Here is a 23,561-nt window from a genome sequence, read left to right as displayed (position 1 = left end):
TCTCGGGCGTCGGACATGTCACCACCAGGATTACTGCACAGTTCGTTCAGTAGTGACAGAGTGGAGTCATGGCACAAGACGGCTCTTCTCGTCAGTCCGCCCGCGACAGTGTTCGCGACGCCGTACTGATCACCGAGGCACGAACGTCGGTCGAAGAACAGCACCGAGCGCGCGTGCGTAAATACCTGTTCATCATGTCCTTCCGCATACCCGCCCTCGTGCTGGCCGCACTGGCCTACAGCGCGTGGCAGAACCCGTGGATCGCCATGGCGATCGTCGGTGCGTCCATCCCGCTTCCGTGGATGGCCGTGCTGATCGCCAACGACCGTCCGCCGCGGACGTCCGACGAACCGAGCCGGTACGGCTGGAGCGCGACGGATTCTTCCGCGCTCGAAGCACGCAGCCACCCGGTCGTCGACGTGGAGACGATCGATGTGGACTCGTCCGAGATCTCGTCCCCGGCGATCGCCGAGCGCCGCACTCTCCACTGACGGCCCGCCCGGCTCCTGCTGAGACACTTCAGGTGTGACGAGCCTCAGCGATCCCTCCGGCCCACCCGCCTCCACGCCCGTCGACGCCGACCTGCTCCTGGAACTCGCGCCCACACTGCGGCGAGCTTTCGACCGGGTCGGCTTCACTGCGGACGGCATTCTCGACGCCCTCGGTGACGACGTGCATTCCGCGATGGGGCGTGGTGAGCCGACTCCCGTCCGCCGAATGTGCCGTCGCCTCGGCGACCTCGGCACCCTGATCCGGCTCTTCCTCATCGCCGACGACCTCCCGCGTGGCGAGGTGTCGACGGCGCTCGCTCCTCTCGACATCGATCTCGCTGCCCGCGCCGGCATCCTCGAGGTGCACGGCGACACGGTACGCAGCCTTCTCGACATCCGGCCGCTCGATCTGGGATCCGGCACGCGGTGGGTGGTGTCCGACATCGACGGAAGCACCCGCGCCGTCGACATCGGCTCCGACCACGTCCTCGGTGTCGGTCAGGCATCGCTGTCGCTGGTCCGCGGCACACCGACCAGAGTCGACGGCCCGGCACCGAGCGTTCTCGACATGGGTACCGGATGCGGCATCCAGGCGGTGCACGCCGCGCCCTACGCGTCGACCGTCACCGCGACCGACGTCAGCGAACGCGCAGTCGCTCTGACCCGCATGACCGCCGCCCTGAACGAACTCGACATCGAGACCGTCGGCGGGTCGTGGTTCGAGCCGGTCGCCGGACGATCGTTCGACCGCATCGTGGCCAACCCTCCGTTCGTCGTCGGCTCCGGCGCGGTGACCCACTCCTACCGCGACTCCGGTCTCGACCTCGACGGCGCGAGCAGGCTCGTGGTGAGCACCGCGCCGGACCATCTGGCGCCGGGTGGTGTGGCATCCCTTCTCGCGTCATGGCTGCACGTGGACGGCGAGGACTGGCGTTCGCGGGTGTCCTCGTGGCTCCCGGCCCACGGCATCGACGCGTGGATCGTCCAGCGCGACGTCGCCGACCCCGCCCTCTACGTCGGCACCTGGCTTCGGGACGGCGGACTCGACCTGCGCGACCCCGCCGTCGACGTCACGGCGTCCCGATGGCTCGACCATCTGGACGACGCCGGCGTGACCGGTATCGGATTCGGATTCGTCTACCTGCGTGCGACGGATCGCCCGACGAGCGTGCTGGCGGAGAATCTCACGCACGGCTTCGTCGACCCTCTCGGCGACGAGGCATTGGACGTCCTCGACCGACTCGAGTGGCTCCGGACCCACGACATCATGGACGAGCGATTCGTCGTCTCCGCGACCACCGCGTTGGAGGACGTGGCGACACCCGCGGACGAGGGTGGGTGGAACACCGTCGTCCGCCGCGTCCACCGCGGCGACGGTCCGGCGTGGCACCACGAGATCGACGAGGACGGAGCAGCGCTCCTGGCGGGCATGCGGGCGGACGGTCTGACGCTGGGAGATCTGACCGAGCTCCTCGCCGCGGCTCGGGGCGTGGACGCCGCGGAGCTCGCCGAACCGGTCACCCGCCTGGTGGCCGGTCTGGTCGTCCACGGCCTCGTTCTGCCCGCTGGTGGTACGTCCTGAGCGCTGGGGGTCGTTTCTCTCAGCAACTTCTCAGGGCTCGGATGCAGAAACCCCAGCTCAGGGCGTTTGGTGGCCGCGCCGTTCGGGAACTTTTCTGTCGTGTCTCAGCGTTGGAATCAGTGAGACACCACCGATCAGGAGGCACGTCATGACCAGCCCCACCACCGTTCGCCCTCGACCGAGTGACGCCGACCTCGATGCCCAGAGCCCGGCTGCAGACCTCGTTCGCGTCTACCTCAACGGGATCGGCCGTACAGCACTGCTGACTGCCGCCGAAGAGGTCGATCTGGCGAAGAAGATCGAGGTGGGCCTCTACGCGACCCATGTTCTCGCCACCGGCAAGCGCCTGACTCCCGCCAAGAAGCGTGACCTCGCGCTCGTGGTGCGCGAGGGCCGGTCCGCACGTGCGCACCTCCTCGAAGCCAACCTCCGACTCGTGGTCTCGCTGGCCAAGCGCTACACCGGCCGCGGAATGCCGCTCCTCGACCTGATCCAGGAAGGCAACCTCGGTCTGATCCGCGCCATGGAGAAGTTCGACTACGCCAAGGGCTTCAAGTTCTCCACCTACGCCACGTGGTGGATCCGCCAGGCCATCACGCGCGGCATGGCCGATCAAAGCCGCACCATCCGGCTCCCCGTCCACCTCGTCGAGCAGGTCAACAAGCTCGCCCGCATCAAGCGTGAGCTGCATCAGCAGCTCGGCCGTGAGGCGACCGACGACGAGTTGGCCGAGGAGTCCGGCATCCCGGTCGAGAAGATCGCCGACCTCCTCGACCACAGCCGCGACCCGGTGAGCCTGGACATGCCGGTCGGAAGCGACGAGGAAGCGCCTCTCGGCGACTTCATCGAAGACTCCGAAGCGACGTCCGCCGAGAACGCCGTCATCGCCGGCCTTCTGCACACCGACGTCCGCAGTGTCCTGGGCACACTGGACGAGCGTGAGCAGCAGGTCATCCGTCTCCGCTACGGCCTGGACGACGGTCAGCCTCGCACCCTCGACCAGATCGGCAAGATCTTCGGACTCTCGCGCGAGCGCGTCCGTCAGATCGAGCGTGAGGTCATGGGCAAGCTGCGCCAAGGCGATCGGGCCGAGCGCCTGCGTTCCTACGCCAGCTGACACATCGATCACCGAAGGCCCCGGCAATTGCCGGGGCCTTCGTCGTGTGTCACCGAAGTCTGCGCGGACCCAGATCGATGCGGCTGGGCTCGGGTCCGATCCGGATGCGCGCATCCGTCGTCTCGGCGCCGCTGGGTGACGCCAACACCGGGTCACACACCAGTTCGCGCACCTCGCGCAGATCGTCGGCCAGCGTCGATACCCGAAGCATGACGTCCACCAGCGCGTTCTTGTTCACCGGAGACGCGGTGCGGTAACCGGACAGCATCGGAGCGGCTCGCGGGGCGTCGACGAGTTCCGCGGCCTCGCGCTCGGACAGGGGCAGGACCCGGTACGCGCGATCTCCCAGCAGATCCGACATGATTCCGGACAAGCCGAACGACACCAGCGAGCCGAACGACGGATCGTCCTGCACGCGGATAAGGCAGCCGATCCCCTTCGTGGCCATCTTCTGCACATGCATCACCGGCGTGCCCGATGCCTCGAACAAGTCCCGGTAAGCACGGCCGACGGCCTCCGGACCGACGACGTCGAGGCGGACCCCGCTGAGGTCGGGCCGATGCCGCCACTGGTCGCCGGTGGCCTTCACGGCCACCGGACCACCCAGTTCACGCGCCGCCTCCACTGCCTCGGACTCGTCGGTCACGGTGCGGAAGTCGGCGATGTCGACCCCATAGCACCGGAGCAACTGCGCCGCTTCGACGTCGGACAGCCAGCGTCCCGACGGACTCGTCTCCATCCAGCCGGCGACCAGCGCACGCGCGGCGTCGGCGTCGACCCCGGCGGGGCGGGTCGTCTTGTCCGCGGGCCGATCGACCCAGGCCGCGTATCTCCACGCCTTGTGCAACGCATTGATTGCCCGAGCGGGGTCCGGGTAGGACGGCACCGACCCGCGGATGGGTGTGCCGTCGTCGCCGCGGACCGCGAGGACGTCGGGGATTCCCTCCGCGGCCAGGAATGTCGTCAGGACCGGCTTGGTGGCGCCGCGCACCGCGGTGGCCAGAGCCTCCGCGAACGACTCGACACGCACGGCGACCGGAGGCACGAAGACGGCGAGCACCGCGTCGACGTCGTCGGACTGCAGTGCGGTCGTGACGGCGTCCGCGAACTCCTCGGGCGTGGCCTGCGCGCCGACGTCGACGGGCTCGGGTGCCTGCATGCCGCTGTCGCGCGCGGCGTCGACTCCGAGAACTCCCAACGCGGTGGAATTGCCGACGACGGCGACGCGGGGCCCCGCCGGCAGCGGTTGGTACCCGAGCAGGATCGCGCAGTCGAACAGTTCGGGAATCGAGTCCACCTGGATGACCCCGGCCTGCTCGAACAGCGCCCGGACGATCGAGTCGTCGATGTCGTGTCCGGTGGCCAGAGCGGGCGGTACCGCGCCTCGGCCGCTCTTCACCGCGACGATCGGCTTGGTCCTGGCCACCCGCCGTGCCAGCCGCCAGAACTTGCGCGCATTACCGAAGCTCTCCAGATAGAGCAGAACCACCTCGGTCGCTTCGTCCTGGTCCCAGTACTGCAGCAGGTCGTTGCCGGACAGATCGGCACGGTTGCCGGCGGAGACGAACGTGGACAGCCCGAGAAGTCGCTTGGAGGCCTGCGCGAGAATCGCGATTCCCAGCGCACCGGACTGACAGAAGAACCCGACACGTCCCCGACCCGGCAGGTTCGGCGCCAGGGTCGCGTTGAGCGATACGGCGGGATCCAGATTGGCGACACCGAGGGCGTTGGGGCCGACGAGGCGCATGCCGTGCGCTCGCGCCGAGTGCACGAGTCGCCGTTCGTTCGCGCGACCGTCCTCGCCCGTCTCGCCGAAGCCCGACGACACGACCACGAGGGCCTTCACGCCTTTCGCGAGGCAGTCGTCGAGAACCGCATCGATCTGGTCGGACGGCACCGCGGCGACGGCGAGGTCCACCTCGTCGGGGATGTCGCGGACGGTGGCGTAGGCGCGGACGCCCCGCACCGAGGTGTGTTCGGCGTTGACCGGATAGACCGGACCGGTGAACGACGCGCGGAGCAGATTGGTGAGCACGGCATTGCCCACCTTCTCGGGGTCCGTCGACGCTCCGATGACGGCCACGGATCTCGGCCGGAGGACGTTGCGCACGCTGCGCGCCTCTGCGGCACCCTCGCGGGAGTTACGGACCTGGACCAGTGCGTCGGTGGGGTCGATGTCGAAGTCGAGGCTCAGCACGCCGCCGTCGAAACTACGGTTGACCTGATAACCGGCCTGCCGGAACACCGTCACCATGTTGCGGTTCTCGGCCAGTACCTCCGCGACGAACCGGCGGACTCCGTTCTCCGCGGCGGCGCCCGCGAGATGCTCGAGCAGAATCGGCCCCAGTCCTCGGCCCTGCTGGGTGTCGGCCACGACGAAGGCCACCTCGGCGGAATTGCCGTCACCCTGCGGGAGCCGCTCGTAGCGTCCGACGGCGATGATCTCGTCACCGAGAGTCGCCACCAGGGCGACGCGGGACGAATGGTCCACGGTGGTGAAGTTCAGGATGTCGCGCTTGGGCATGGTCGGGTACGGGCCGAAGTAGCGCAGGTACCGCGTGCGTTCGGACAGCTTCCCGTGGAATTCGACCAGGGCGTCGGCGTCGTCCGGAACGATGGGCCGCAGGTGCACGACGCGTCCGTCCGACGCGAGGACGTCGGCGGCCCAGTGACGCGGGTAGTTCGCGGCCCGCTCCCGCTCGGCGGCCTTGGGATCCACGGACTTCTGCTCGGGGGGCGGCCGGTTCGTGTCCGGCACGGTCTCGTCAGTCACGAGGATCCTCCGGGTCGAGTCCGAGAAGTGGGAAGACGGCACGCCGGGTAGCGACGATCGCGGTGTCGATCCGTTGGATCGCACGGTCGATGTGCTCGATTCCCGATTCGGGAGATCCACCCGGACCGTCCCACGGCGGGTACTCCACGTCTCCGTCGTCGCTCATCGTCGACGGGAGGTCGATGCTGGGGGCAGCGAGGCGCACCTTCTCGTGCCAGTCCTCGGGAATCGCAGTGCCGGGGTCGATGTCCCGGTCGAGCACGGCGGCGAGCAGATGTGTCCACGCTCGCGGCACGACGCGGACGAGGCCGTAGCCGCCTCCACCGACGGCCAGCCAGCGCCCCTCGCACACCCGGTCCGCCAGATCGCGCATGGCGACGAACGCTGCGCGCTGCCCGTCGACTGTCAGCCCGAGATCTGCCAGCGGATCCTCGCGGTGACTGTCGACCCCGCACTGGCTGACGATGATCTGCGGCTTGAACGCAGCCACAGCGCCCGGCACGACGGCATGGAAAGCTCTGAGCCACAACCGGTCTCCCGTTCCGGGCAGTACCGGAACGTTGACGGCGGTCCCCTCGGCCGACTCGGCTCCGACTTCCGTGGACCATCCCGTGTTCGGCCAGAGGGTCGCCGGGTGTTGATGCACCGACACCGTCATGACGCGAGGATCGGCGAGGAACGCCGCCTGCACACCGTCGCCGTGGTGCGCGTCGACGTCGATGTAGGCGATGCGGTCGTAGCCGTTGTCCAGCAGCCACGAGATCGCGATGGCGGCGTCGTTGTAGACGCAGAAGCCCGATGCCCAGTCGGCCATGGCGTGGTGCATTCCGCCGCCGATACTCACGGCTCGCCGCGACCGTCCCGAGGCGATGGCACGCGCCGCGGTCAGGGTTCCGCCCGCGATGACCGCACTCGCCTCGTGCATGTCGGGGAAGACGGGGTTGTCCTCGGACCCGAGCCCGTGCAGGACGTCGGTAGCCCGCGCACCGAGGGGCAGATCGGTCGGGGCTCGCTTGACCGCGTCGACGTAGGCAGGCGTGTGGATCCTCAGGAGATCACCGTCCGTCGCCGCGACCGGTGGGACCAGTTCCGCACCGTCGAGCAGTCCGATGCCGCGCGCGAGGTCCATGGTCAGGGCCAGGCGGGTCGGATTCATGGGGTGGTCGTCGCTCCACCGATAGTTGAGGTAGTCCGCGCTCCAGACCAGAGCGGGCTGTCCCGGTGGCGACTGCGTGCTCGGGGACTGCAGGGTCATGTTCCTCAACCTACGTGTCCGATTCCACGTTCGTCCGCAACTCGCGGACACCCGATCGACGACCGCCCGCGCGGCCGACACGGCGCACCACGGTGCGCGGCTCCGTACCGGTAGAATCACACACCGACGAAGGGTGTGATTGTGAAGGATCTGGTGGACACCACCGAGATGTATCTCCGGACCATCTACGACTTGGAAGAAGAAGGTGTCGTACCGCTGCGCGCCCGCATCGCCGAGCGCCTCGAGCAGAGTGGCCCCACGGTGAGCCAGACGGTGGCTCGCATGGAGCGGGACGGACTGCTGCTGGTCGCCGGTGACCGGCACCTGCAGCTCACGGACAAGGGCCGCGAACTCGCGGTCTCGGTGATGCGCAAGCACCGCCTCGCGGAGCGACTGCTCGTCGACATCATCGGGCTGCGGTGGGAAGACGTCCACGCGGAGGCGTGCCGCTGGGAGCACGTGATGAGCGAAGAGGTGGAACGCCGACTGGTCGAGGTGCTCGACAACCCGACCACCTCGCCGTACGGCAACCCGATCCCCGGCCTCGATCTGCTGGGATCCTCGCGTCCGACGGAACAGCCGGAAGACCTGGTGCGGCTCAGCGACATCCCACCGGGATCGCCCACGGCCGTGGTGGTTCGCCGCCTCGCCGAATACGTGCAGTCCGATCCCGACACGATCGCGCGGCTGCGCGAAGCAGGTGTGGTTCCCGACGCCCGTGTGACGGTCGCCGTCTCGTCCGGTGTCGTCACCATCACCGTGCCGGGTCACGACGACGTCGACATCTCGGAGGAGATGGCACACGCCGTCCAGGTCCGTTCCCTCTGATCCGTTCGCTCTGTCACTGCTGCAAGGAGTTTCGACGTGAAGTTCGTGGTGACCGGCGGCGCAGGCTACGTAGGTAGTGTCTGCGCCGCAGTACTGATGGAGAACGGTCACGACGTCGTCGTGGTCGATGACCTGTCCACCGGAAACGCCGACGGTGTTCCGGACGGCGCCACGTTCGTGGAGGGCAACGTCGCGGACGTCATCGCCTCCGTTCTCGCGTCCGACACGTTCGACGGTGTGCTCCACTTCGCGGCGCAGTCCTTGGTCGGCGAGTCGGTGGAGAAGCCGGAGAAGTACTGGCGCGGCAACCTGGGCGCGGCCCTGGAACTCCTCGACGCCATCGTGGCGAACGGCGTTCCGCGGCTTGTGTTCTCGTCCACCGCAGCAACCTACGGCGAACCCGAGAGCACACCGATCACCGAGGACTTCGCGACGCGTCCGACCAACCCGTACGGTGCCAGCAAGCTCGCGATCGACAACGCGATCACCGGTTACACAGCGGCGCACGGCTTCGGCGCGACCAGCCTGAGGTACTTCAACGTGGCAGGCGCGCACGCGGGTCTCGGCGAGAACCGCGTCGTGGAAACGCACCTCATTCCCCTCGTTCTGCAGGTCGCGGCCGGGCATCGGGATGCGATCTCCGTCTTCGGCACCGACTGGCCCACCCCCGACGGCACGGCGGTGCGCGACTACATCCACGTTCGGGACCTGGCCGACGCGCACCTGCGAGCGTTGTCGCAGAGCGTTCCGGGCAGCCACCGCATCTTCAATCTGGGAAGCGGCGAGGGTTTCTCGGTCCGTGAGGTCATCGACTCCTGCCGTCGCGTCACCGGCGTCGACATCCCGGTGAAGGATGCGCCGCGTCGTGCGGGTGATCCTGCCGTTCTGGTCGCCTCCAGCGAGAAGGCGATGGCGGAACTCGGATGGAAGCCGGAGTCCACCGATCTCGATGTCATCGTCGCCGATGCGTGGGAGTTCCTCCGATCGCTCGGTGACAAGGCTCATTCCGCGCGGTAACCCCCTGCGTCCGGTTCCGGATCGCGGAGCCCGGGGTCGTCGGCCAGCTCGTGCGCCGAGGCGATCAACTCACGGACCACGTCCGGCCTCACGCCGTTCTGCAGCGCAGTGTCGAGAAGCACCGCGAAGCTGTACTCGGGTGCCGCTTCGAGGGCGCTCTGCAGTGCGACACCGGCCAGCGGGCCGTCACCGCGCGCGTAGGACCACACCCCCACCATCGTCGCTGCCGGCGCTCGGTCGGGCCCGGTAAGTCGGCGAGTGAGGTACACCCAGACCTGCTCGGCCGCCTCCGCGTGATCGGAGTCCGCCAAGGACAGGAGAGCGTCGCGAACCGTGATCACCGTCAGGGCCACCGCGAGGAACGCCGCCTGACGGTCCTCGACGTGTCCCGCACGGTGGACTGCCGCCACGATCGCCGTCGCCCGCGAGAGCAGCCGGCCCGGCGTCAGGTCCTCGGTCTCGGCGGCCGCGATGTCCACCTCGTGCGCGAATCGCTCGCGCGTGACCGTGTCGAGCAGGCTCAGCGACCGCTCGATGTCGCTGCGCGCTGCTCTGATCTGTCGACCGGCGACGACGCGGGACGCTGCGCTCGGTGACGCCATGGGGTCGGGAAGGACGCCGCGTCGGGTGTCGCCGGGTGCGCTCGTCCACCGCTCCCCCGTCACGAGGTGCGCGATGCGGTGGACGCCGAGCAGCTCTATTCCGCAGGGCTCGAGTGCTGCAGCGAGGGTGGACGCGATCGAACCGATCCCGCGAGCGGAACGAGTTCCCGTCACCAGGATGGCAACCACGCCGAGGACGCCGTCGCGGACGCACACCTCGGCGCACCGGCCGGCCAGCTCCTGGACCACGAGGTGTCCTCCGACAGGCGGAAGATCGTGGCGCATCACCACCTCGACGGTGGTGGCGGCGCCTGTGCTGTCCGGGCCGAGGCAGACGAGGACGATCGACTGCTCCGGGACGAAACCGAGCAGCGCGGGCAGAGCGGCGATGAGGTTGCCGACTCCGCTGACGCGATGAACCGGGCCCTCCTCGTCGGTGTCGGATCGGGATGGGCGAGCGGGATACGGTCGTCGAGTCATGCCATCGGACTGTCCTCGCCGATCGTCGAGGGGCTCGACCCGTGACCTGGGCGGAAAATTACCCCGGGGATGAACGAGGTGCCCCGGGGACGAACGCGGTCCACGGGTTCCGGCAGGCGGGATCGCTAGACTCCGGAAGCGACGGATGCCCTGCTCGCCGATGGAGACCACACCGATGAATACGACACTGTCCGACGGCGAAACCGAAGCCGGGACGATCCGACGCGCACCCGCCCTTGCGTGGGTGATGCTGATCGGCGGAGTGATCGGGTTCGCCGCCGCCGTGGTTCTCACCGTGGACAAGTTGAGGCTGATCGCAGACTCGTCGTATGCGCCGTCGTGCAACATCAACGCGGTCGTGAACTGCGGGTCGGTGATGGAGTCGGCGCAGGCCTCCGTGCTCGGATTCCCCAACTCGTTCATGGGAGTCGGCGGCTTCGCCATCGTCGCCATGATCGGCGCAGCACTGGTGCTCGGTGTCCACCTGGAACGCTGGTTCTGGGTCGCGGTGCAGGTCGGCGTCACCGCGGCGGTGCTGTTCGTGCACTGGCTGATCGTGCAGAGCCTCTACCGGATCGGCGCCCTGTGCCCGTACTGCATGGTGGTGTGGGCAGTGACCGTCCCGGTGTTCTGGTACGTCACGCTGCACAACGTCGCCCTCTTCCGCCCGACGCGCCGTCCCGTGTCGTCCGCGTGGCACCGCGTGCCCGTGGCGGTGTGGTTCGTGGTGGTCGCCGCGCTGATCGTCCAGCGCTTCGTCCTCACGTCGGACTGATCTATCCGCCTGCCTTCACCTTCTGCACGGCAGCAGTGAAGAGCTGATCGAGGGTGGCCGCGTCGGGGTCGAGTTCACCGAACGACATGTAGGTGGCCGTGATCCGCACGTCGTCGACCTGCGCGATCAACGAGAGCATGGACTGCGTGACGTCGCCGGCCTGACCACCGGAGCTGACGATACGCCGAAGCGCGAGCGTGTCGTCGGCCCCGATCGGAGGAGGCGGCACCAACTCCGTCGACACCATGGTCTCCACACCGTTCGATGTCGCCGTCACCTCGGAGCACTGTTCCCACAGCGCTTTCCGATCCTCCAGCGACGTGGTCACGCGAGCCAGCTCGACGGAGATCGTCGCCCGATCGGCAGGATCGGTTCCGACGACGAGCGACGTGGAGTCGGCGTCGGTGCCCCGTTGTTCGGGCTTGCACCCCGCCGGATCGACCGAGGCGCCGGAGGCGATGCCGTCGAGGTCCTGGGATGCCTGCGCCACGGCCTGAGGCGGAAGGACGACTGCCTGATACGTCGACGGAAAGACCGACGGATCGATCGTCAGGGCGGCCAGCGACCCGGACCCGGGAGTGGTACCGGTGGTGGGTGTCGCCGACGTGCTGGTCGCGGAAGTCGAGGGCGCGGACGACGTCACCGTCGACGGCCTCGAACTCGACCCGGCCTCCGGCACACCGGACACCGTCGTTCCCCCGCACCCGACCAGAGCCACGATCGACAGTCCGGCCAGCGCGGCGCCGACGCCCGCTCTGCGCGAACGCGGCGCGTCGTCGGGGCGGGTCGGCATCGTTGCGTGGCTGGTCACGATGCCGACCCTGTCATACCCCGTGTGCCCGACCGCCGACCCCACACCGGGCAGACATCAACCTGTTATCAGGAACCGCGCGCGATCCATTCCTCGAGATGGGGTGACTCGTCGCCGATCGATGTCCCGTCGCCGTGACCGGTGTTCACGATCGTCTCGGGCGGGAGCGCGAACAGACGTTCCCGGATGCTGCCGATGATGGTCGGGAAGTCGGAGTACGACCGCCCGGTGGCGCCCGGTCCACCGGAGAACAGTGTGTCGCCGCTGAACAGGTGACCGGCCTCGGGGAGGTAGAGGCAACTGGACCCCGGTGAGTGACCGGGCGTGTGCAGGACCCGGATCTCGGTGCCGGCGACCGAGATGCGGTCGTCGTCCGCCAGATCGCGGTGCGCCACGTCGGGATGGGTCTGCTGCCAGAGGACGTCGTCCGCCGGGTGCAGGAGGATCGGTGCGTCGAGCCGCTCCGACAGCTGCGGGGCGACGGTCACATGGTCGTTGTGCCCGTGCGTGCACAGCACCGCGACGACCTTCCGGCCACCGACGGCGTCGACGATCGGGCCGGCGTCGTGAGCCGCATCGATCACCACGACCTCGGAGTCGTCGCCGACGATCCAGATGTTGTTGTCGACGTCCCAGGATCCGCCGTCGAGCTCGAACGTGCCCGAGGTGACGACCCTTTCGACCCGGAAGCCGGAAGGCGTGGTCACAGAACCACCACCGAACGCAGGACCTGACCCTTGGCCATGGTGTCGAACGCCGCTTCGACGTCGTCGAGCGAGATGCGCTCGGTGACGAACTTCTCGAGGGGCAATCGGCCCTGCTGGTAGAGATCGACCAGCATCGGGAAGTCCCGCTCGGGCAGGCAGTCCCCGTACCAGGACGACTTGAGCGACCCACCGCGGCTGAAGAAGTCGATGAGCGGCATCTCGAGGGTCATCTCCGGCGTCGGGACACCGACGAGGACGACGGTGCCGGCGAGGTCGCGGGCGTAGAACGCCTGCTTCCACGTCTCCGGACGCCCGACGGCGTCGATGACGACGTCGGCGCCGAAGCCGCCGGTCAGTTCCTGGATGGCCTCGACCGCATCCACATCGGAGGCGTCGACAGTGTGTGTGGCGCCCAGATCGCGAGCCCACTCCAACTTTCCCTTGTCGCGGTCGACCGCGATGATCGTGCCTGCGCCTGCCAGCCGAGCCCCGGCGATCGCGGCGTTGCCGACGCCGCCGCATCCGATGACGGCGACGGAGTCACCGCGTCCGACGTTGCCGGTGTTCATCGCCGCGCCGAGGCCTGCCATCACGCCGCAGCCGAGCAGTCCGACGACGGCGGGGTCGGCGGAGGGGTCGACCTTGGTGCACTGGCCCTCGTGGACGAGCGTCTTGTCCGCGAATGCTCCGATGCCCAGGGCCGGAGACAGTTCGGTTCCGTCCTCGAGCGTCATCGTGCGGGAGGCGTTGTGGGTGTCGAAGCAGTACCAGGGCTCACCGCGCTTGCAGGCACGGCACTGTCCGCACACTGCGCGCCAGTTCAGGACGACGAAGTCTCCGACCTCGACGTGTGTCACCGCATCACCGACGGTCTCCACGACACCCGCGGCTTCGTGGCCGAGCAGGAACGGGAACTCGTCGTTGATTCCACCCTCGCGGTAGTGCAGGTCGGTATGGCACACACCACACGCCTGGATCGTCACCACGACGTCGTTGGGACCGGGATCCGGAATGACGATGGTCTCGATGGACACCGGAGCACCCTTGCTCCGAGCGACGACGCCGCGGACCTGCTGTGGCATTTCTTGCCTCCATCTGTCGGTACTGCCGGGTGCTGTGAACCTGACCGTCACCCTAACGATGCACAGGTGCGAACTGCTGCATCGGACAGGTGTTCACCCAGTCGTGACACGCACGGCACACCGGATTCTCCTGATGGGACTACATGTTGGGGCATGTCGGACCAACTCGAATACGACCTGGTAGTCATCGGTTCCGGACCGGGAGGGCAGAAGGCCGCGATCGCGGCGGCGAAACTGGGCAAGCGCGTCGCCATCATCGAGAAGGGCAGCATGCTCGGCGGCGTGTGCGTCAACACGGGCACCATCCCGTCGAAGACGCTGCGCGAGGCGGTTCTCTATCTGACAGGCCTCAATCAACGGGAGCTCTACGGAGCGAGCTATCGCGTCAAGGCGAACATCACGCCGTCGGATCTGCTGGCCCGGACGTCCCACGTGATCGGCAAGGAGGTCGAGGTCGTCCGATCGCAATTGCTGCGCAACCGAATAGAGATGATCACCGGCGAGGGCCGGTTCCTCGATGCGCACACCATCGCGGTGGACGACCGCAGTCGCGGCGAGCGCATCACGGTCGGCGCGCGGAACGTCGTGATCGCCACCGGGACGGCGCCCGCCCGTCCCGACGACGTGGAGTTCGACAACTACCGCGTGCTGGACTCCGACGGCATTCTGGATCTGCAATTCATCCCGTCGTCGATGGTGGTGGTCGGAGCCGGCGTCATCGGGATCGAGTACGCCTCCATGTTCGCGGCGCTCGGATGCAAGGTGACCGTGGTCGAGAAGCGCGACACCATGCTCGACTTCTGTGACCGCGAGATCGTCGAGTCGCTGCAGTTCCACCTGCGTGATCTCGCGGTCACGTTCCGCTTCGGCGAGGCGGTCACGGCCGTCGACGTGGGACCGTCGGGAACGGTCACCACGCTGGCGAGCGGGAAGAAGATCCCGGCCGAGACAGTGATGTACTCGGCCGGACGCCAGGGCATGACCGACGGTCTGGATCTGGAGAAGGCCGGACTGGAGGCGGACGCCCGAGGACGGATCGACGTCGACGACGACTTCCAGACCAAGGTGGACACCATCTACGCGGTCGGCGATGTCATCGGATTCCCCGCGTTGGCCGCGACGTCGATGGATCAGGGTCGACTGGCCGCGTATCACGCCTTCGGCGAGCCGGGGAACAAGCTCACCGACCTCCAACCCATCGGCATCTACTCCATCCCGGAGGTGTCCTACGTCGGCGCGACCGAGGTGGAACTGACGAAGAACTCGGTTCCCTACGAGGTGGGCGTGTCCCGATACCGCGAACTCGCGCGCGGACAGATCGCGGGAGACTCCCACGGGATGCTGAAACTGATCGTGTCCACCGTCGACCGACGGGTCCTCGGCGTGCACATCTTCGGTTCCGGCGCGACCGACCTGGTGCACATCGGCCAGGCGGTCATGGGGTGCGGGGGCACGGTCGACTACCTCGTCGACGCCGTTTTCAACTATCCGACCATGTCCGAGGCGTACAAGGTCGCGGCGCTGGACGTCGCCAACAAGATTCGGGCTCTGGAGGCCTTCACGCGCTGACCGGCGACAGCGGGGAATGTCGGGGTGCCCGCCGTCGTTGGGAGGAGAAACGGGTGAAGCCCGGTCGCGCAGGGTCGCTGTGGGAAAATGGGGTAACCGCACAGTGGTGACCCGGCGGGACACGCACGGCGACGAGGAAGGACACCGGCATGGACGAGAAGTCGAGAATGTACGAGCTGGAGTTTCCGGCGCCCCGAGTGGCGTCCGAGGACGGGGTGGGTCCGGTTCTGGTGCATGGCCTCGAGGGCTACTCCGACGCCGGTCACGCGGTGAAGCTGGCCACCACGCACCTGCGCGAGACGCTCGAGACGGAACTGGTCGCGTCGTTCGACGTCGACGAGTTGCTGGACTACCGCTCGCGCCGACCGATGATGACGTTCTCCGCGGACCACTTCTCCGACTACGACGAGCCGTACCTCAACCTGTATGCGGTTCAGGACGCCGTCGGCACTCCGTTCCTGCTGCTGGCGGGTCTGGAACCGGATCTGAAGTGGGAGAAATTCACTGCCGCCGTGCGACTGCTGTCCGAGCAGCTCGGCGTCCGTCGCACCATCGGTCTGAACTCCATCCCCATGGCGGTTCCGCACACCCGTCCGCTGGGTGTGACAGCACATTCGAGCGACACCGATCTGGTCGGCGAGCACCACAAGTGGTCCGGCGAGCTCCAGGTGCCGGCCAGTGCGTCGTCGCTTCTCGAGTACCGGATGGCGCAGCATGGTCACGAGTCGATGGGCTACTCCGTGCACGTTCCGCACTACCTCGCGCAGACGGCGTACCCGAGTGCTGCCGAGACGCTGCTCGAACTCGTCGCGGAGTCGTCCAAGCTCACCATCCCGCTGGGTGCGCTCACCGAGTCGGCGGCCCGCGTGCGCGAGCAGGTCGACCAGCACGTCGAGGGCAACCCGGAGGTCCAGTCCGTGGTCCAGGCACTGGAGCGCCAGTACGACACCTTCGTCACGGCGCAGGAACAGCAGTCCACACTGCTCGCCGCGGATGAGGAACTACCCAGCGGAGACGAGCTGGGCGCCGAGTTCGAGAAGTTCCTCGCGGAGCAGACCGCCTTCGTCGAGGACGAGCCCTCCACGCCTCCGTCGGACGATTCCGACGGCGATACCGACCATTCCTGACGTTCGGTGTTCTTACCCAGTCGTAACGTGAGCGACGCCTCGCGGACGATGCCTCGGGTCTAGGCTCGGTCGGCGGCATGCCCTGTGTCGCCGATCGAGAGGGGCTCGGATGTCGGACAAACGTCGGCGTGTTCTGCGCCCGGTTCCCGACGCGGAGCCCCGACTGCACTTCCGCACCATCCACGGCTACCGACGCGCGTTCAGGATGGCCGGCGAGGGCCCCGTCCTTCTGCTGATCCACGGGATCGGTGACAGTTCCGAGACGTGGCTGGACGTCCTGCCGCACCTCGCGTCGAAGTACACGGTCATCGCGCCGGATCTTCTCGGTCACGGTCTCAGCGACAAGCCTCGCGCCGATTACTCCGTGGCCGCGTACGCGAACGGCATCCGCGATCTGCTGGTCACGCTCGGCCTCGATTCGGTGTCCGTCGTCGGACATTCACTGGGCGGCGGTGTGGCCATGCAGTTCGCCTACCAGTTCCCCGACATGGTCGAGCGCCTCGTCCTCGTCTCCGCGGGCGGCGTCACCAAGGATGTGCATCCGGCGCTGCGCCTGATGGCGACGCCCGTGATCAACGAAGCATTCAAGCTGCTCCGCATCCCCGGTGCGATGACTCTGCTCCGCGTCGCGGGCTCCGCCATCGACCAGCTCGACGGCACTCCTCTGCATCCCGGTGCCGTGCTCCACGACACGCCGGACCTCGTCCGCGTCCTGGCCAACCTTCTCGACTCCACCGCGTACGACGCCTACCTGCGGACTCTGCGCGCCGTCGTCGACTGGCGCGGCCAGGTGGTCACGATGCTGGACCGTTGTTATCTGACCGAGAACCTGCCCGTGCAGTTGATCTGGGGCGACCAGGACACCGTCATACCGGTGGCCCACGCCCACCTCGCGCACGCGGCGATGCCCGGATCGTCCCTGACGGTCTTCCGCGGCGCCGGGCACTTCCCGTATCGCGACGACCCGATGCATTTCCTCGAAGTCCTCGAGGACTTCATGAACAGCACGATGCCACTGAAGTTCGACGAGCAGAGGTGGCGTCAGATGCTCGTCTCGGGAGTCGGCGAGGACGCGATCACCGGGAGCGCGGTCACCCGCCAGGCCGTCCTGGGTGCCATGGGTTCGGACGAGCGGTCCGCTACGTAGCCTGTAGGACATGCTGCTGACCGAGATGGTTCCTGACTCCGCGTCGGCCGACGATCTGTACGACGCGTTCACCACCTGGGTCACCGACCGCGGACTGGAGCTGTATCCGCTGCAGGACGAGGCCGTCATCGAACTGGTGTCCGGTAACAACGTCGTGCTCGCCACCCCGACCGGCTCGGGGAAGTCGATGGTGGCCATCGCCGCTCACTTCGCCGCGTATGCCGCCGGCATCCGGTCTTTCTACACGGCGCCGATCAAGGCACTCGTCAGCGAAAAGTTCTTCGCGCTGTGCGAGATCTTCGGCGCGGACAAGGTCGGCATGGTCACCGGTGACGCCTCGGTGAATGCGTCGGCACCCATCATCTGTGCGACCGCGGAGATCGTCGCCAACATGGCACTGCGCGAGGGCGCCGACTCCTCCATCGGCCAGGTCATCATGGACGAGTTCCACTACTACTCCGAGCCCGATCGCGGCTGGGCGTGGCAGGTGCCGCTCATCGAACTCCCCCACGCTCAATTCCTGCTCATGTCCGCCACTCTCGGCGACGTCTCGTTCTTCCGCGACGACCTGACCCGGCGCACCGGCCGCGTGACGACGGTCGTCGAAGGATCCGAACGGCCTGTGCCGCTGATGTTCTCGTACCGTCTCACCCCGGTGGTCGAGACCATCGAGGAACTCGTGTCCACTCACCTGGCGCCGGTCTACGTCGTGCACTTCACGCAGGCGTCCGCGCTGGAACGGGCGCAGGCGCTGACATCGATCACGGTGGCGTCGAAGGAGACCAAGGCGGCGATAGCCGAGGCCATCGGCGGCTTCCGCTTCACCACCGGATTCGGAAAGACGTTGTCCCGGTTGGTCCGTCACGGGATCGGCGTACACCACGCGGGCATGCTCCCGCGGTACCGACGCCTGGTCGAGAAGCTCGCCCAGGAGGGCCTGCTGGCCGTCATCTGCGGGACCGACACGCTGGGAGTGGGTATCAACGTGCCCATCCGCACCGTGCTGCTGACCGGCCTCACCAAGTACGACGGCGTTCGCACCCGCCAGCTACGAGCCCGCGAATTCCACCAGATCGCCGGTCGCGCAGGCAGAGCCGGCTACGACACGCTGGGTACCGTCATGGTGCAGGCACCCGAACACGAGGTGGAGAACGCCCGGTTGGTGGCCAAGGCCGGAGACGATCCCAAGAAGCTCAAGCGGATCCAGCGCAAGAAAGCACCGGACGGCTTCGTCTCCTGGGGCAAACCGAGCTTCGAGCGACTCGTGGCGGCGAGCCCCGAGCCACTGACGTCGAAGTTCACCGTCAACAACTCGATGTTGCTCAACGTCATCGCACGACCCGGCAGTTGTTTCGACGCGATGCGGCACCTGCTCGAAGACAACCACGAGACCAGGGCGAACCAACGCCGTCATATCCTGCAGGCGGTGCGGTTGTACCGCGGATTGCGTGATGCCGGCATCGTCGAACAGCTCCCAGAGCCCGACGAGGACGGTCGCACCGCGCGCCTGACCGTCGATCTGCAACGCGATTTCGCGCTGAACCAGCCACTGTCTCCGTTCGCCCTCGCGTCGTTCGAGTTACTCGACCAGGAGTCGCCCTCGTACGCGCTCGATGTCGTGTCGATCATCGAGGCCACACTCGACGATCCCCGGCAGATCCTGATGGCGCAGCAGCACGCGGCGCGCGGTGAGGCCGTGGCGCAGATGAAGGCGGATGGCCTCGAGTACGAGGAACGCATGGAGTTGCTCGAGGAAGTCACCTGGCCCAAGCCGCTCGAGGAGCTGTTGCGGCCGGCCTTCGAGATCTACCGCGGCGGCCATCCGTGGCTGTCGGAGTTCGGGCTGTCGCCCAAGTCCGTGGTGCGCGACATGATCGAGAAGTCCATGACGTTCACGGAGTTGATCTCGCACTACGGGCTGTCCCGCTCGGAGGGGTCCGTCCTGCGATACCTCGCGGACGCGTATCGCGCACTGCGACAGACGGTTCCACCGGAGGCGCGCACCGAGGACGTCCAGGACATCACCGAATGGCTCGGTGAAACGGTGCGCCAGGTCGACTCCAGCCTTCTCGACGAGTGGGAGAACCTCACCGACCCCACCTTCGACGAGGAGGGCACGCCCGTCGTCGCGTACGGTGCCGACACACCGAAACCCATCTCCGCGAACCCACGAGCGTTCCGAATCATGGTGCGCAACGCCCTGTTCCGACGCGTCGAGCTGGCGTCGCGACGCCGGTGGGACCTCCTCGAGGAGCTGGGCGACGACGTCGATTGGCAGGACGAACTCGAGCCCTACTTCGAGGAGTACGGCGAGATCGGTATGACACCGACCGCGCGCGGACCCCACCTGTTCTCGTTCGTCCAGACCCGCGACGAGACCACCGCACGGCAAGTTCTCGACGACCCCGAGGGCGACCACGGGTGGTCCTTCGACGCCACAGTCGACGTCGAGGAGTCCGACGAACTGGCCGAGGTCGTGTTCGACGACATCACCGTCACCGCAGGCTGAGAGGAAGACCATGCCATTCGACGTCCATGTCGTGCGGGTGTTCACCGACGCCCAGGGCCGGTGGGGCAACCCTCTCGGCATCGTCGACGCTGCGTCCGTTGCCCCGGCCGATCGCCAGTCAGTGGCGCACGAGCTGCAGTACAGCGAGACCGTGTTCGTCGACGTTCCGGCCGGCCCGGCGCAGTCCACGGCCCTCCGCATCCACACGCCCGCCGTCGAGTTGCCGTTCGCCGGGCACCCCACGGTGGGCACCGCCGCATGGTTGGCCGATCGCGGTACACCGGTGGATGCGTTACTGGTGCCCGCAGGCGAGGTTTCAGTCCGATTCGCCGACGGCGTCACGTACGTCCGGGCGCGCCCGTCATGGGCGCCGCAGTTCGAGTTCCATCCGGTCGCCACGCCGGCCGATGTGCTCGCCGTGGACCCGTCCGATTTCACCGACGGTCACCACTACGTGTGGGCGTGGGTGGACGAGGGCCGCGGCGCAATCCGTTCCCGCATGTTCGCGCCCGACATGGGCGTCCCGGAGGACGAAGCAACGGGCGCGGCCGCCGTTCGTGTCACCGAACTGCTCGGGCGCGATCTGAGCATCGTGCAGGGCCGAGGCTCGGTCCTGTCGACCACCCTCTCCGACGACGGATGGGTGGAGCTCGGTGGGCGCGTGGTGGCGGAAGAGTCCCGAACGCTCTAGTCCAGGACCACCGCGATCTCGCGCCCCAGTTCGACGCCCTCCGCCAATGGCAGGTGATCACCGCTCCAGAACCTGCCGGGGTCGTACCAGTTGGCTCGTCGGCGCGGCGGTTTCAGTCCTACCCGGTCGAACGGCTTCAGCGGCGTCGGTGATTCGCGCGGATCGAGCAGACCCATCGCCTCGTACGTCAGGGCCACCACCTCCGCGCAGTAGGCGGTCTCGAGTCGACGGTCGTCCTTGGCCGACACTGCCGGGAGTCGCCCCGCGAACCATCTGCCCGCCAGCCTTGCCGTGGTCGGGAACGCGGTGCCGTCGAGCCGCGCGATGGTCCGCATCAGGTCGTCTTCCTGCGCGTGCGTGATGGGCGACTGCAGTTGCCGGAACCAGCATTTCTGGTCGTAGCGCTCGCCCCAATGGGTGACCGCGTCGCGGAGGTCGTGCAACTGCACACCACGCTGGTGCCGCCCGGTCCACATGTCGGGCAACGATTGCCCCAGCTCCGCATGCCACATCAGGGGCGGCAGATCGTCGAGGACCACGGCCATGCCCACGTGGTTGACCGGGCTGTTCGTCAGCGTCTGGATCGCACGATCCGCCGCCGATCGTCCGCGGAAGATCCAGAGATCGCCTGTCCGCGTGGTCTCCACGGCGGTGGCGAGGTTGACTGAGGACACTCCGTCGACGCTCATCGACGACGAGCCTAGTTCGTGGCGCTAGCCTTCATGAATGGCTGCACGATCCCGAAAGATCTCCATACGTGGTCTGCTGAAGGTCGCAGGCCTCGCCGGCGCCGTCGGCGTGGCAGCGTCCGGTGTCCTCGTCGCCCGCAACGAGCGCCAGCGTCGACAGTACGAACCGGACGAGGTGCGCGAGCGGCTGCACCAGCGGCTGGCCGTCGCCACGTCCACGAAGCACTAGCGTTCGATCGTCACCTCGTAGCTGATCGGCGTGGTGATCGAGCGTGCGATGAAGCAGTAGTCGGCGACTCGATGATGCACCTGTTCGGCAAGATCCGCGTCGCTCGACGCGTCGATCCGCACCACAGGTCTCAGTGTCACGGACTCGAATTGTCCTGCCCCACCGGGTTCTTCGATCATGACCGCGATCGGCGCGTCGACGTACGAGGTCACGATGACACCCGCCTGCGCTGCCAGCCCGAGATACCAGAGCATGTGGCACTGGGCGATGGACGCCACGAACAACTGCTCCGGATTCCACCTCGACGCGTCGCCACGAAACGCGGGATCCGACGACCCTGCGATGGCGGGAACTCCTGGCGCTTCCACATCGTGGTCGCGGGAGTACGACCGGATCGTCCTCGTTCCGTCTCCGGTGTTTCCGGTCCAGGTGACGGCGATCTCGTACTCGTGGCGAATGCTGGTCACGAGGCGCGCTCCTCGTCCGGCGCTGCGCGGAACCGCTCGTCGCGCCGATAGTCCCGCAGTCGGCGCGCGAGCGCCTCGGCAACCTGTCCGGGCGCGTCATCGCCCACCAACAGTCGCAGCCTGTCGTCGTCCGGGCTGCGGACATGGTCGACGATCACCGCCGCAGCATCCGCAGGCGCCGTTCCGCCGCCCGTCCCCTCCCGCGGCCACGGTACGTCGGGGGTGCCGAACACCGCGGTCCGCAGATCGTCGTAGTCGGGAGACGGAGCGCTGAATCGCATGCTTCGTGTGCCCCACTGGGTATCGACCGCGCCGAGCTCCGCGATGCTCACGCGAATCCCGAAATCCTTCACCTCGGCTGCCATCGCCTCACTGAAGGCTTCGAGCGCCCACTTCGACGCGGCGTACAGGCCCAGGGTGGGCATCGTGCCGACGGCTCCGACGGTCGAGATCTGCACGATGTGGCCGGACCGCCGAGGCCGCATGACCTCGACGGCTGCCTGACTGAGCCAGAGCGCACCGAAGAAGTTCGTGTCGACGATGTCGCGGGCCTCATGCTCCGTCGTCTCCTCGATGGCACCCACCGCCCCGTGACCCGCGTTGTCGACCAGTACGTCGAGGCGGCCGAACTTCTCGACGACGGAGGAGACGACCGCCCGCGCCGCGCCGCGATCGCGCACGTCCAGGTGATCGACGACGAGTCGCTCGTGAGCGGGAAGGTCTGCCTCGCTCCTCACGGTCGCGATCACGGTGTCCCCCACGTCGAGCACACGGTCCACCAGCGCGCGACCGAGCCCTCGACTCGCACCGGTGATCAGCCATACCCGGCCGCTCATGATCCGACCCCCGCTCGACGGGTGTACTCGGCGATGACGACTCCGGAGTCGAACGCCCGCAGTCGGGTGCGCTCGAACGGCCGGTCAGCGTATCGAGCACCGGCGAACAGGCGCACACCGTCACCGAGAACCACCGGGTTGATCTTCAGGACGAGTCGGTCGATCCGGTCGACGAGGTCACCCGCCAGCGCTCCCCCACCTGCCAGCCAGATCCCGGCGCCGTCCTCCCCACGAAGTCGGTCGAGGGTGGCTGCCGGATCGTTCGTGACGGTCACGTCGTCGGACTCGGATCGGCGGTGCCGGGACGCCACGAACTGCCGCAGGTGCGGATAGGGGCTGACGATTCCCACGTCCAGGGCCGCGGAGTATGTCGTCCACCCCATGATCACCGTGTCGAACATCATTGCGTCCGAATGGATCCCGAGCGCATCCTGCACGTGTCCGGGAAGCGTGTCCGCGAACTCGTCCACGAGCACTTCCATATGGTCGCCCTCGTCGAGGAACGCGCTCCAGGTGCCGTCGGGAGCCGCGATGAATCCGTCGAGACTCGTCGCCACGTAGTACGTCACATCGCGCATGGGTGAATCCCCTTTCGGTCGGCCCTTGCACGGTAGGTGCTCGACGGCCCCGCGTGCGACCCATTTCCGCAGTGAGTGCAGGTCCCTGGCCGCACCTCATGCCACCCGATCGTGGTCAATTGTGCCGATTGGCAGAATTTCCGACGATCGGGTGCCGAAAAGTGCACGAGTACTACGTGTTCGAACACACGTATCCCGA

22 protein-coding genes are annotated in these 23,561 nt (G+C 67.5%); 12 read left to right on the top strand and 10 right to left on the bottom strand.

Annotated elements, in window-relative coordinates; all coding sequences use genetic code 11:
- Window positions 1-68 precede the first annotated feature (68 nt).
- The 3 genes from AC0IX4_RS11580 (at window position 69) to AC0IX4_RS11570 (ending at window position 3,190) form a co-directional block, all read left to right on the top strand.
- Window positions 69-491, top strand: a complete 423-nt coding sequence (locus AC0IX4_RS11580) for a DUF3099 domain-containing protein (protein ID WP_082042788.1) — start codon at window positions 69-71, stop codon at window positions 489-491.
- Window positions 492-525: 34 nt separating this feature from the next.
- Window positions 526-2,073: a DUF7782 domain-containing protein gene (locus AC0IX4_RS11575; protein ID WP_471829027.1), complete on the top strand. Its 1,548-nt coding sequence runs from the start codon at window positions 526-528 to the stop codon at window positions 2,071-2,073.
- A 148-nt stretch (window positions 2,074-2,221) separates the two neighbouring features.
- Window positions 2,222-3,190, top strand: coding sequence for a sigma-70 family RNA polymerase sigma factor (locus tag AC0IX4_RS11570; RefSeq protein WP_471829026.1), 969 nt, complete (start codon window positions 2,222-2,224; stop codon window positions 3,188-3,190).
- A gap of 49 nt (window positions 3,191-3,239) precedes the next feature.
- On the opposite strand, the gene AC0IX4_RS11565 is transcribed toward AC0IX4_RS11570, so the two are convergent.
- Both AC0IX4_RS11565 and AC0IX4_RS11560 read right to left on the bottom strand, forming a co-directional pair.
- A complete protein-coding gene (locus AC0IX4_RS11565; protein ID WP_471829310.1) occupies window positions 3,240-5,909 on the bottom strand; it encodes a bifunctional acetate--CoA ligase family protein/GNAT family N-acetyltransferase in 2,670 nt (889 codons plus the stop codon).
- 46 nt (window positions 5,910-5,955) lie between these two features.
- The gene (locus AC0IX4_RS11560; protein ID WP_042572645.1) at window positions 5,956-7,218 is read right to left on the bottom strand and encodes an acetoin utilization protein AcuC; all 1,263 of its coding nucleotides are present in this window, start codon (window positions 7,216-7,218) and stop codon (window positions 5,956-5,958) included.
- Window positions 7,219-7,359: 141 nt separating this feature from the next.
- Between AC0IX4_RS11560 and AC0IX4_RS11555 the strand changes: the two genes are divergently transcribed.
- The gene (locus AC0IX4_RS11555) at window positions 7,360-8,046 is read left to right on the top strand and encodes a metal-dependent transcriptional regulator (RefSeq protein WP_042572644.1); all 687 of its coding nucleotides are present in this window, start codon (window positions 7,360-7,362) and stop codon (window positions 8,044-8,046) included.
- Between the two features lie 36 nt (window positions 8,047-8,082).
- Window positions 8,083-9,063 (top strand): UDP-glucose 4-epimerase GalE, encoded by a 981-nt coding sequence (gene galE / locus AC0IX4_RS11550; protein WP_056074641.1) that lies wholly within the window; start codon window positions 8,083-8,085, stop codon window positions 9,061-9,063.
- On the opposite strand, the gene AC0IX4_RS11545 is transcribed toward galE, so the two are convergent.
- Complete coding sequence (locus AC0IX4_RS11545; protein WP_471829025.1) at window positions 9,048-10,145, bottom strand: DUF4192 domain-containing protein; 1,098 nt, start codon at window positions 10,143-10,145, stop codon at window positions 9,048-9,050. The genes galE and AC0IX4_RS11545 overlap by 16 nt on opposite strands.
- Before the next feature lie 175 nt (window positions 10,146-10,320).
- Between AC0IX4_RS11545 and AC0IX4_RS11540 the strand changes: the two genes are divergently transcribed.
- Complete coding sequence (locus AC0IX4_RS11540; RefSeq protein ID WP_471829024.1) at window positions 10,321-10,920, top strand: vitamin K epoxide reductase family protein; 600 nt, start codon at window positions 10,321-10,323, stop codon at window positions 10,918-10,920.
- Between the two features lies 1 nt (window position 10,921).
- Here the strand turns inward: AC0IX4_RS11540 and AC0IX4_RS11535 are convergent, their stop codons facing one another.
- The 3 genes from AC0IX4_RS11535 to AC0IX4_RS11525 all read right to left on the bottom strand — a co-directional run bounded on the left by AC0IX4_RS11535 (window position 10,922) and on the right by AC0IX4_RS11525 (window position 13,520).
- Window positions 10,922-11,731, bottom strand: a complete 810-nt coding sequence (locus AC0IX4_RS11535; RefSeq protein ID WP_471829023.1) for a sensor domain-containing protein — start codon at window positions 11,729-11,731, stop codon at window positions 10,922-10,924.
- A 68-nt stretch (window positions 11,732-11,799) separates the two neighbouring features.
- A complete protein-coding gene (locus AC0IX4_RS11530) occupies window positions 11,800-12,438 on the bottom strand; it encodes an MBL fold metallo-hydrolase (RefSeq protein ID WP_056074637.1) in 639 nt (212 codons plus the stop codon).
- Window positions 12,435-13,520, bottom strand: a complete 1,086-nt coding sequence (locus AC0IX4_RS11525) for an S-(hydroxymethyl)mycothiol dehydrogenase (RefSeq protein ID WP_056074635.1) — start codon at window positions 13,518-13,520, stop codon at window positions 12,435-12,437. Before AC0IX4_RS11525 ends, AC0IX4_RS11530 begins: the two co-directional genes overlap by 4 nt.
- A gap of 153 nt (window positions 13,521-13,673) precedes the next feature.
- Between AC0IX4_RS11525 and sthA the strand changes: the two genes are divergently transcribed.
- From sthA to AC0IX4_RS11500, 5 genes are all read left to right on the top strand, one after another.
- Window positions 13,674-15,089 (top strand): Si-specific NAD(P)(+) transhydrogenase, encoded by a 1,416-nt coding sequence (gene sthA, locus AC0IX4_RS11520; RefSeq protein WP_027505160.1) that lies wholly within the window; start codon window positions 13,674-13,676, stop codon window positions 15,087-15,089.
- Window positions 15,090-15,238: 149 nt separating this feature from the next.
- On the top strand, window positions 15,239-16,216 hold the full coding sequence (locus tag AC0IX4_RS11515) for a PAC2 family protein (RefSeq protein ID WP_056074634.1): 978 nt from the start codon (window positions 15,239-15,241) through the stop codon (window positions 16,214-16,216).
- 109 nt (window positions 16,217-16,325) lie between these two features.
- A complete protein-coding gene (locus tag AC0IX4_RS11510) occupies window positions 16,326-17,363 on the top strand; it encodes an alpha/beta fold hydrolase (protein WP_042572638.1) in 1,038 nt (345 codons plus the stop codon).
- Window positions 17,364-17,373: 10 nt separating this feature from the next.
- Window positions 17,374-19,872: a DEAD/DEAH box helicase gene (locus AC0IX4_RS11505; protein ID WP_056074631.1), complete on the top strand. Its 2,499-nt coding sequence runs from the start codon at window positions 17,374-17,376 to the stop codon at window positions 19,870-19,872.
- 10 nt (window positions 19,873-19,882) lie between these two features.
- Window positions 19,883-20,563 (top strand): PhzF family phenazine biosynthesis protein, encoded by a 681-nt coding sequence (locus AC0IX4_RS11500; protein WP_056074630.1) that lies wholly within the window; start codon window positions 19,883-19,885, stop codon window positions 20,561-20,563.
- Here the strand turns inward: AC0IX4_RS11500 and AC0IX4_RS11495 are convergent.
- Window positions 20,560-21,252 carry a hypothetical protein gene (locus AC0IX4_RS11495; RefSeq protein WP_471829022.1) on the bottom strand — a complete coding sequence of 231 codons (693 nt, stop codon included), beginning with the start codon at window positions 21,250-21,252 and terminating at the stop codon, window positions 20,560-20,562. The two genes, AC0IX4_RS11500 and AC0IX4_RS11495, sit on opposite strands and share 4 nt — an antisense overlap.
- A 37-nt stretch (window positions 21,253-21,289) precedes the next feature.
- Here AC0IX4_RS11495 and AC0IX4_RS11490 point away from each other — a divergent pair, with 37 nt between their 5' ends.
- Window positions 21,290-21,481 (top strand): hypothetical protein, encoded by a 192-nt coding sequence (locus tag AC0IX4_RS11490; RefSeq protein WP_042572634.1) that lies wholly within the window; start codon window positions 21,290-21,292, stop codon window positions 21,479-21,481.
- On the opposite strand, the gene AC0IX4_RS11485 is transcribed toward AC0IX4_RS11490, so the two are convergent.
- The 3 genes from AC0IX4_RS11485 to AC0IX4_RS11475 are packed head-to-tail and all read right to left on the bottom strand — an operon-like array spanning window position 21,478 to window position 23,362.
- Entirely contained in the window at window positions 21,478-21,948 is a 471-nt protein-coding gene (locus AC0IX4_RS11485; RefSeq protein ID WP_042572728.1) for an OsmC family protein, read from the bottom strand. The genes AC0IX4_RS11490 and AC0IX4_RS11485 overlap by 4 nt on opposite strands.
- Entirely contained in the window at window positions 21,945-22,784 is an 840-nt protein-coding gene (locus tag AC0IX4_RS11480; protein ID WP_471829021.1) for an SDR family NAD(P)-dependent oxidoreductase, read from the bottom strand. Before AC0IX4_RS11480 ends, AC0IX4_RS11485 begins: the two co-directional genes overlap by 4 nt.
- A complete protein-coding gene (locus AC0IX4_RS11475; RefSeq protein WP_056074623.1) occupies window positions 22,781-23,362 on the bottom strand; it encodes a dihydrofolate reductase family protein in 582 nt (193 codons plus the stop codon). Before AC0IX4_RS11475 ends, AC0IX4_RS11480 begins: the two co-directional genes overlap by 4 nt.
- Between the last annotated feature and the right edge of the window lie 199 nt (window positions 23,363-23,561).

This window comes from Rhodococcus sp. AC861 (genome assembly GCF_979256035.1).
This window is presented reverse-complemented; position numbering and strand designations above follow the sequence as displayed.

Excerpts from the sequence above, each read along its gene's own strand:
- AC0IX4_RS11580 (WP_082042788.1), top strand. The coding sequence starts at position 69 with ATGGCACAAGACGGCTCTTCTCGTCAGTCCGCCCGCGACAGTGTTCGC.
- AC0IX4_RS11570 (WP_471829026.1), top strand. The coding sequence starts at position 2,222 with ATGACCAGCCCCACCACCGTTCGCCCTCGACCGAGTGACGCCGACCTC.
- AC0IX4_RS11560 (WP_042572645.1), bottom strand. The coding sequence starts at position 7,218 with ATGACCCTGCAGTCCCCGAGCACGCAGTCGCCACCGGGACAGCCCGCT.
- AC0IX4_RS11545 (WP_471829025.1), bottom strand. The coding sequence starts at position 10,145 with ATGACTCGACGACCGTATCCCGCTCGCCCATCCCGATCCGACACCGAC.
- AC0IX4_RS11540 (WP_471829024.1), top strand. The coding sequence starts at position 10,321 with ATGAATACGACACTGTCCGACGGCGAAACCGAAGCCGGGACGATCCGA.
- AC0IX4_RS11525 (WP_056074635.1), bottom strand. The coding sequence starts at position 13,520 with ATGCCACAGCAGGTCCGCGGCGTCGTCGCTCGGAGCAAGGGTGCTCCG.
- sthA (WP_027505160.1), top strand. The coding sequence starts at position 13,674 with ATGTCGGACCAACTCGAATACGACCTGGTAGTCATCGGTTCCGGACCG.
- AC0IX4_RS11515 (WP_056074634.1), top strand. The coding sequence starts at position 15,239 with ATGGACGAGAAGTCGAGAATGTACGAGCTGGAGTTTCCGGCGCCCCGA.
- AC0IX4_RS11510 (WP_042572638.1), top strand. The coding sequence starts at position 16,326 with ATGTCGGACAAACGTCGGCGTGTTCTGCGCCCGGTTCCCGACGCGGAG.
- AC0IX4_RS11505 (WP_056074631.1), top strand. The coding sequence starts at position 17,374 with ATGCTGCTGACCGAGATGGTTCCTGACTCCGCGTCGGCCGACGATCTG.
- AC0IX4_RS11500 (WP_056074630.1), top strand. The coding sequence starts at position 19,883 with ATGCCATTCGACGTCCATGTCGTGCGGGTGTTCACCGACGCCCAGGGC.
- AC0IX4_RS11495 (WP_471829022.1), bottom strand. The coding sequence starts at position 21,252 with ATGAGCGTCGACGGAGTGTCCTCAGTCAACCTCGCCACCGCCGTGGAG.
- AC0IX4_RS11490 (WP_042572634.1), top strand. The coding sequence starts at position 21,290 with ATGGCTGCACGATCCCGAAAGATCTCCATACGTGGTCTGCTGAAGGTC.
- AC0IX4_RS11480 (WP_471829021.1), bottom strand. The coding sequence starts at position 22,784 with ATGAGCGGCCGGGTATGGCTGATCACCGGTGCGAGTCGAGGGCTCGGT.
- AC0IX4_RS11475 (WP_056074623.1), bottom strand. The coding sequence starts at position 23,362 with ATGCGCGATGTGACGTACTACGTGGCGACGAGTCTCGACGGATTCATC.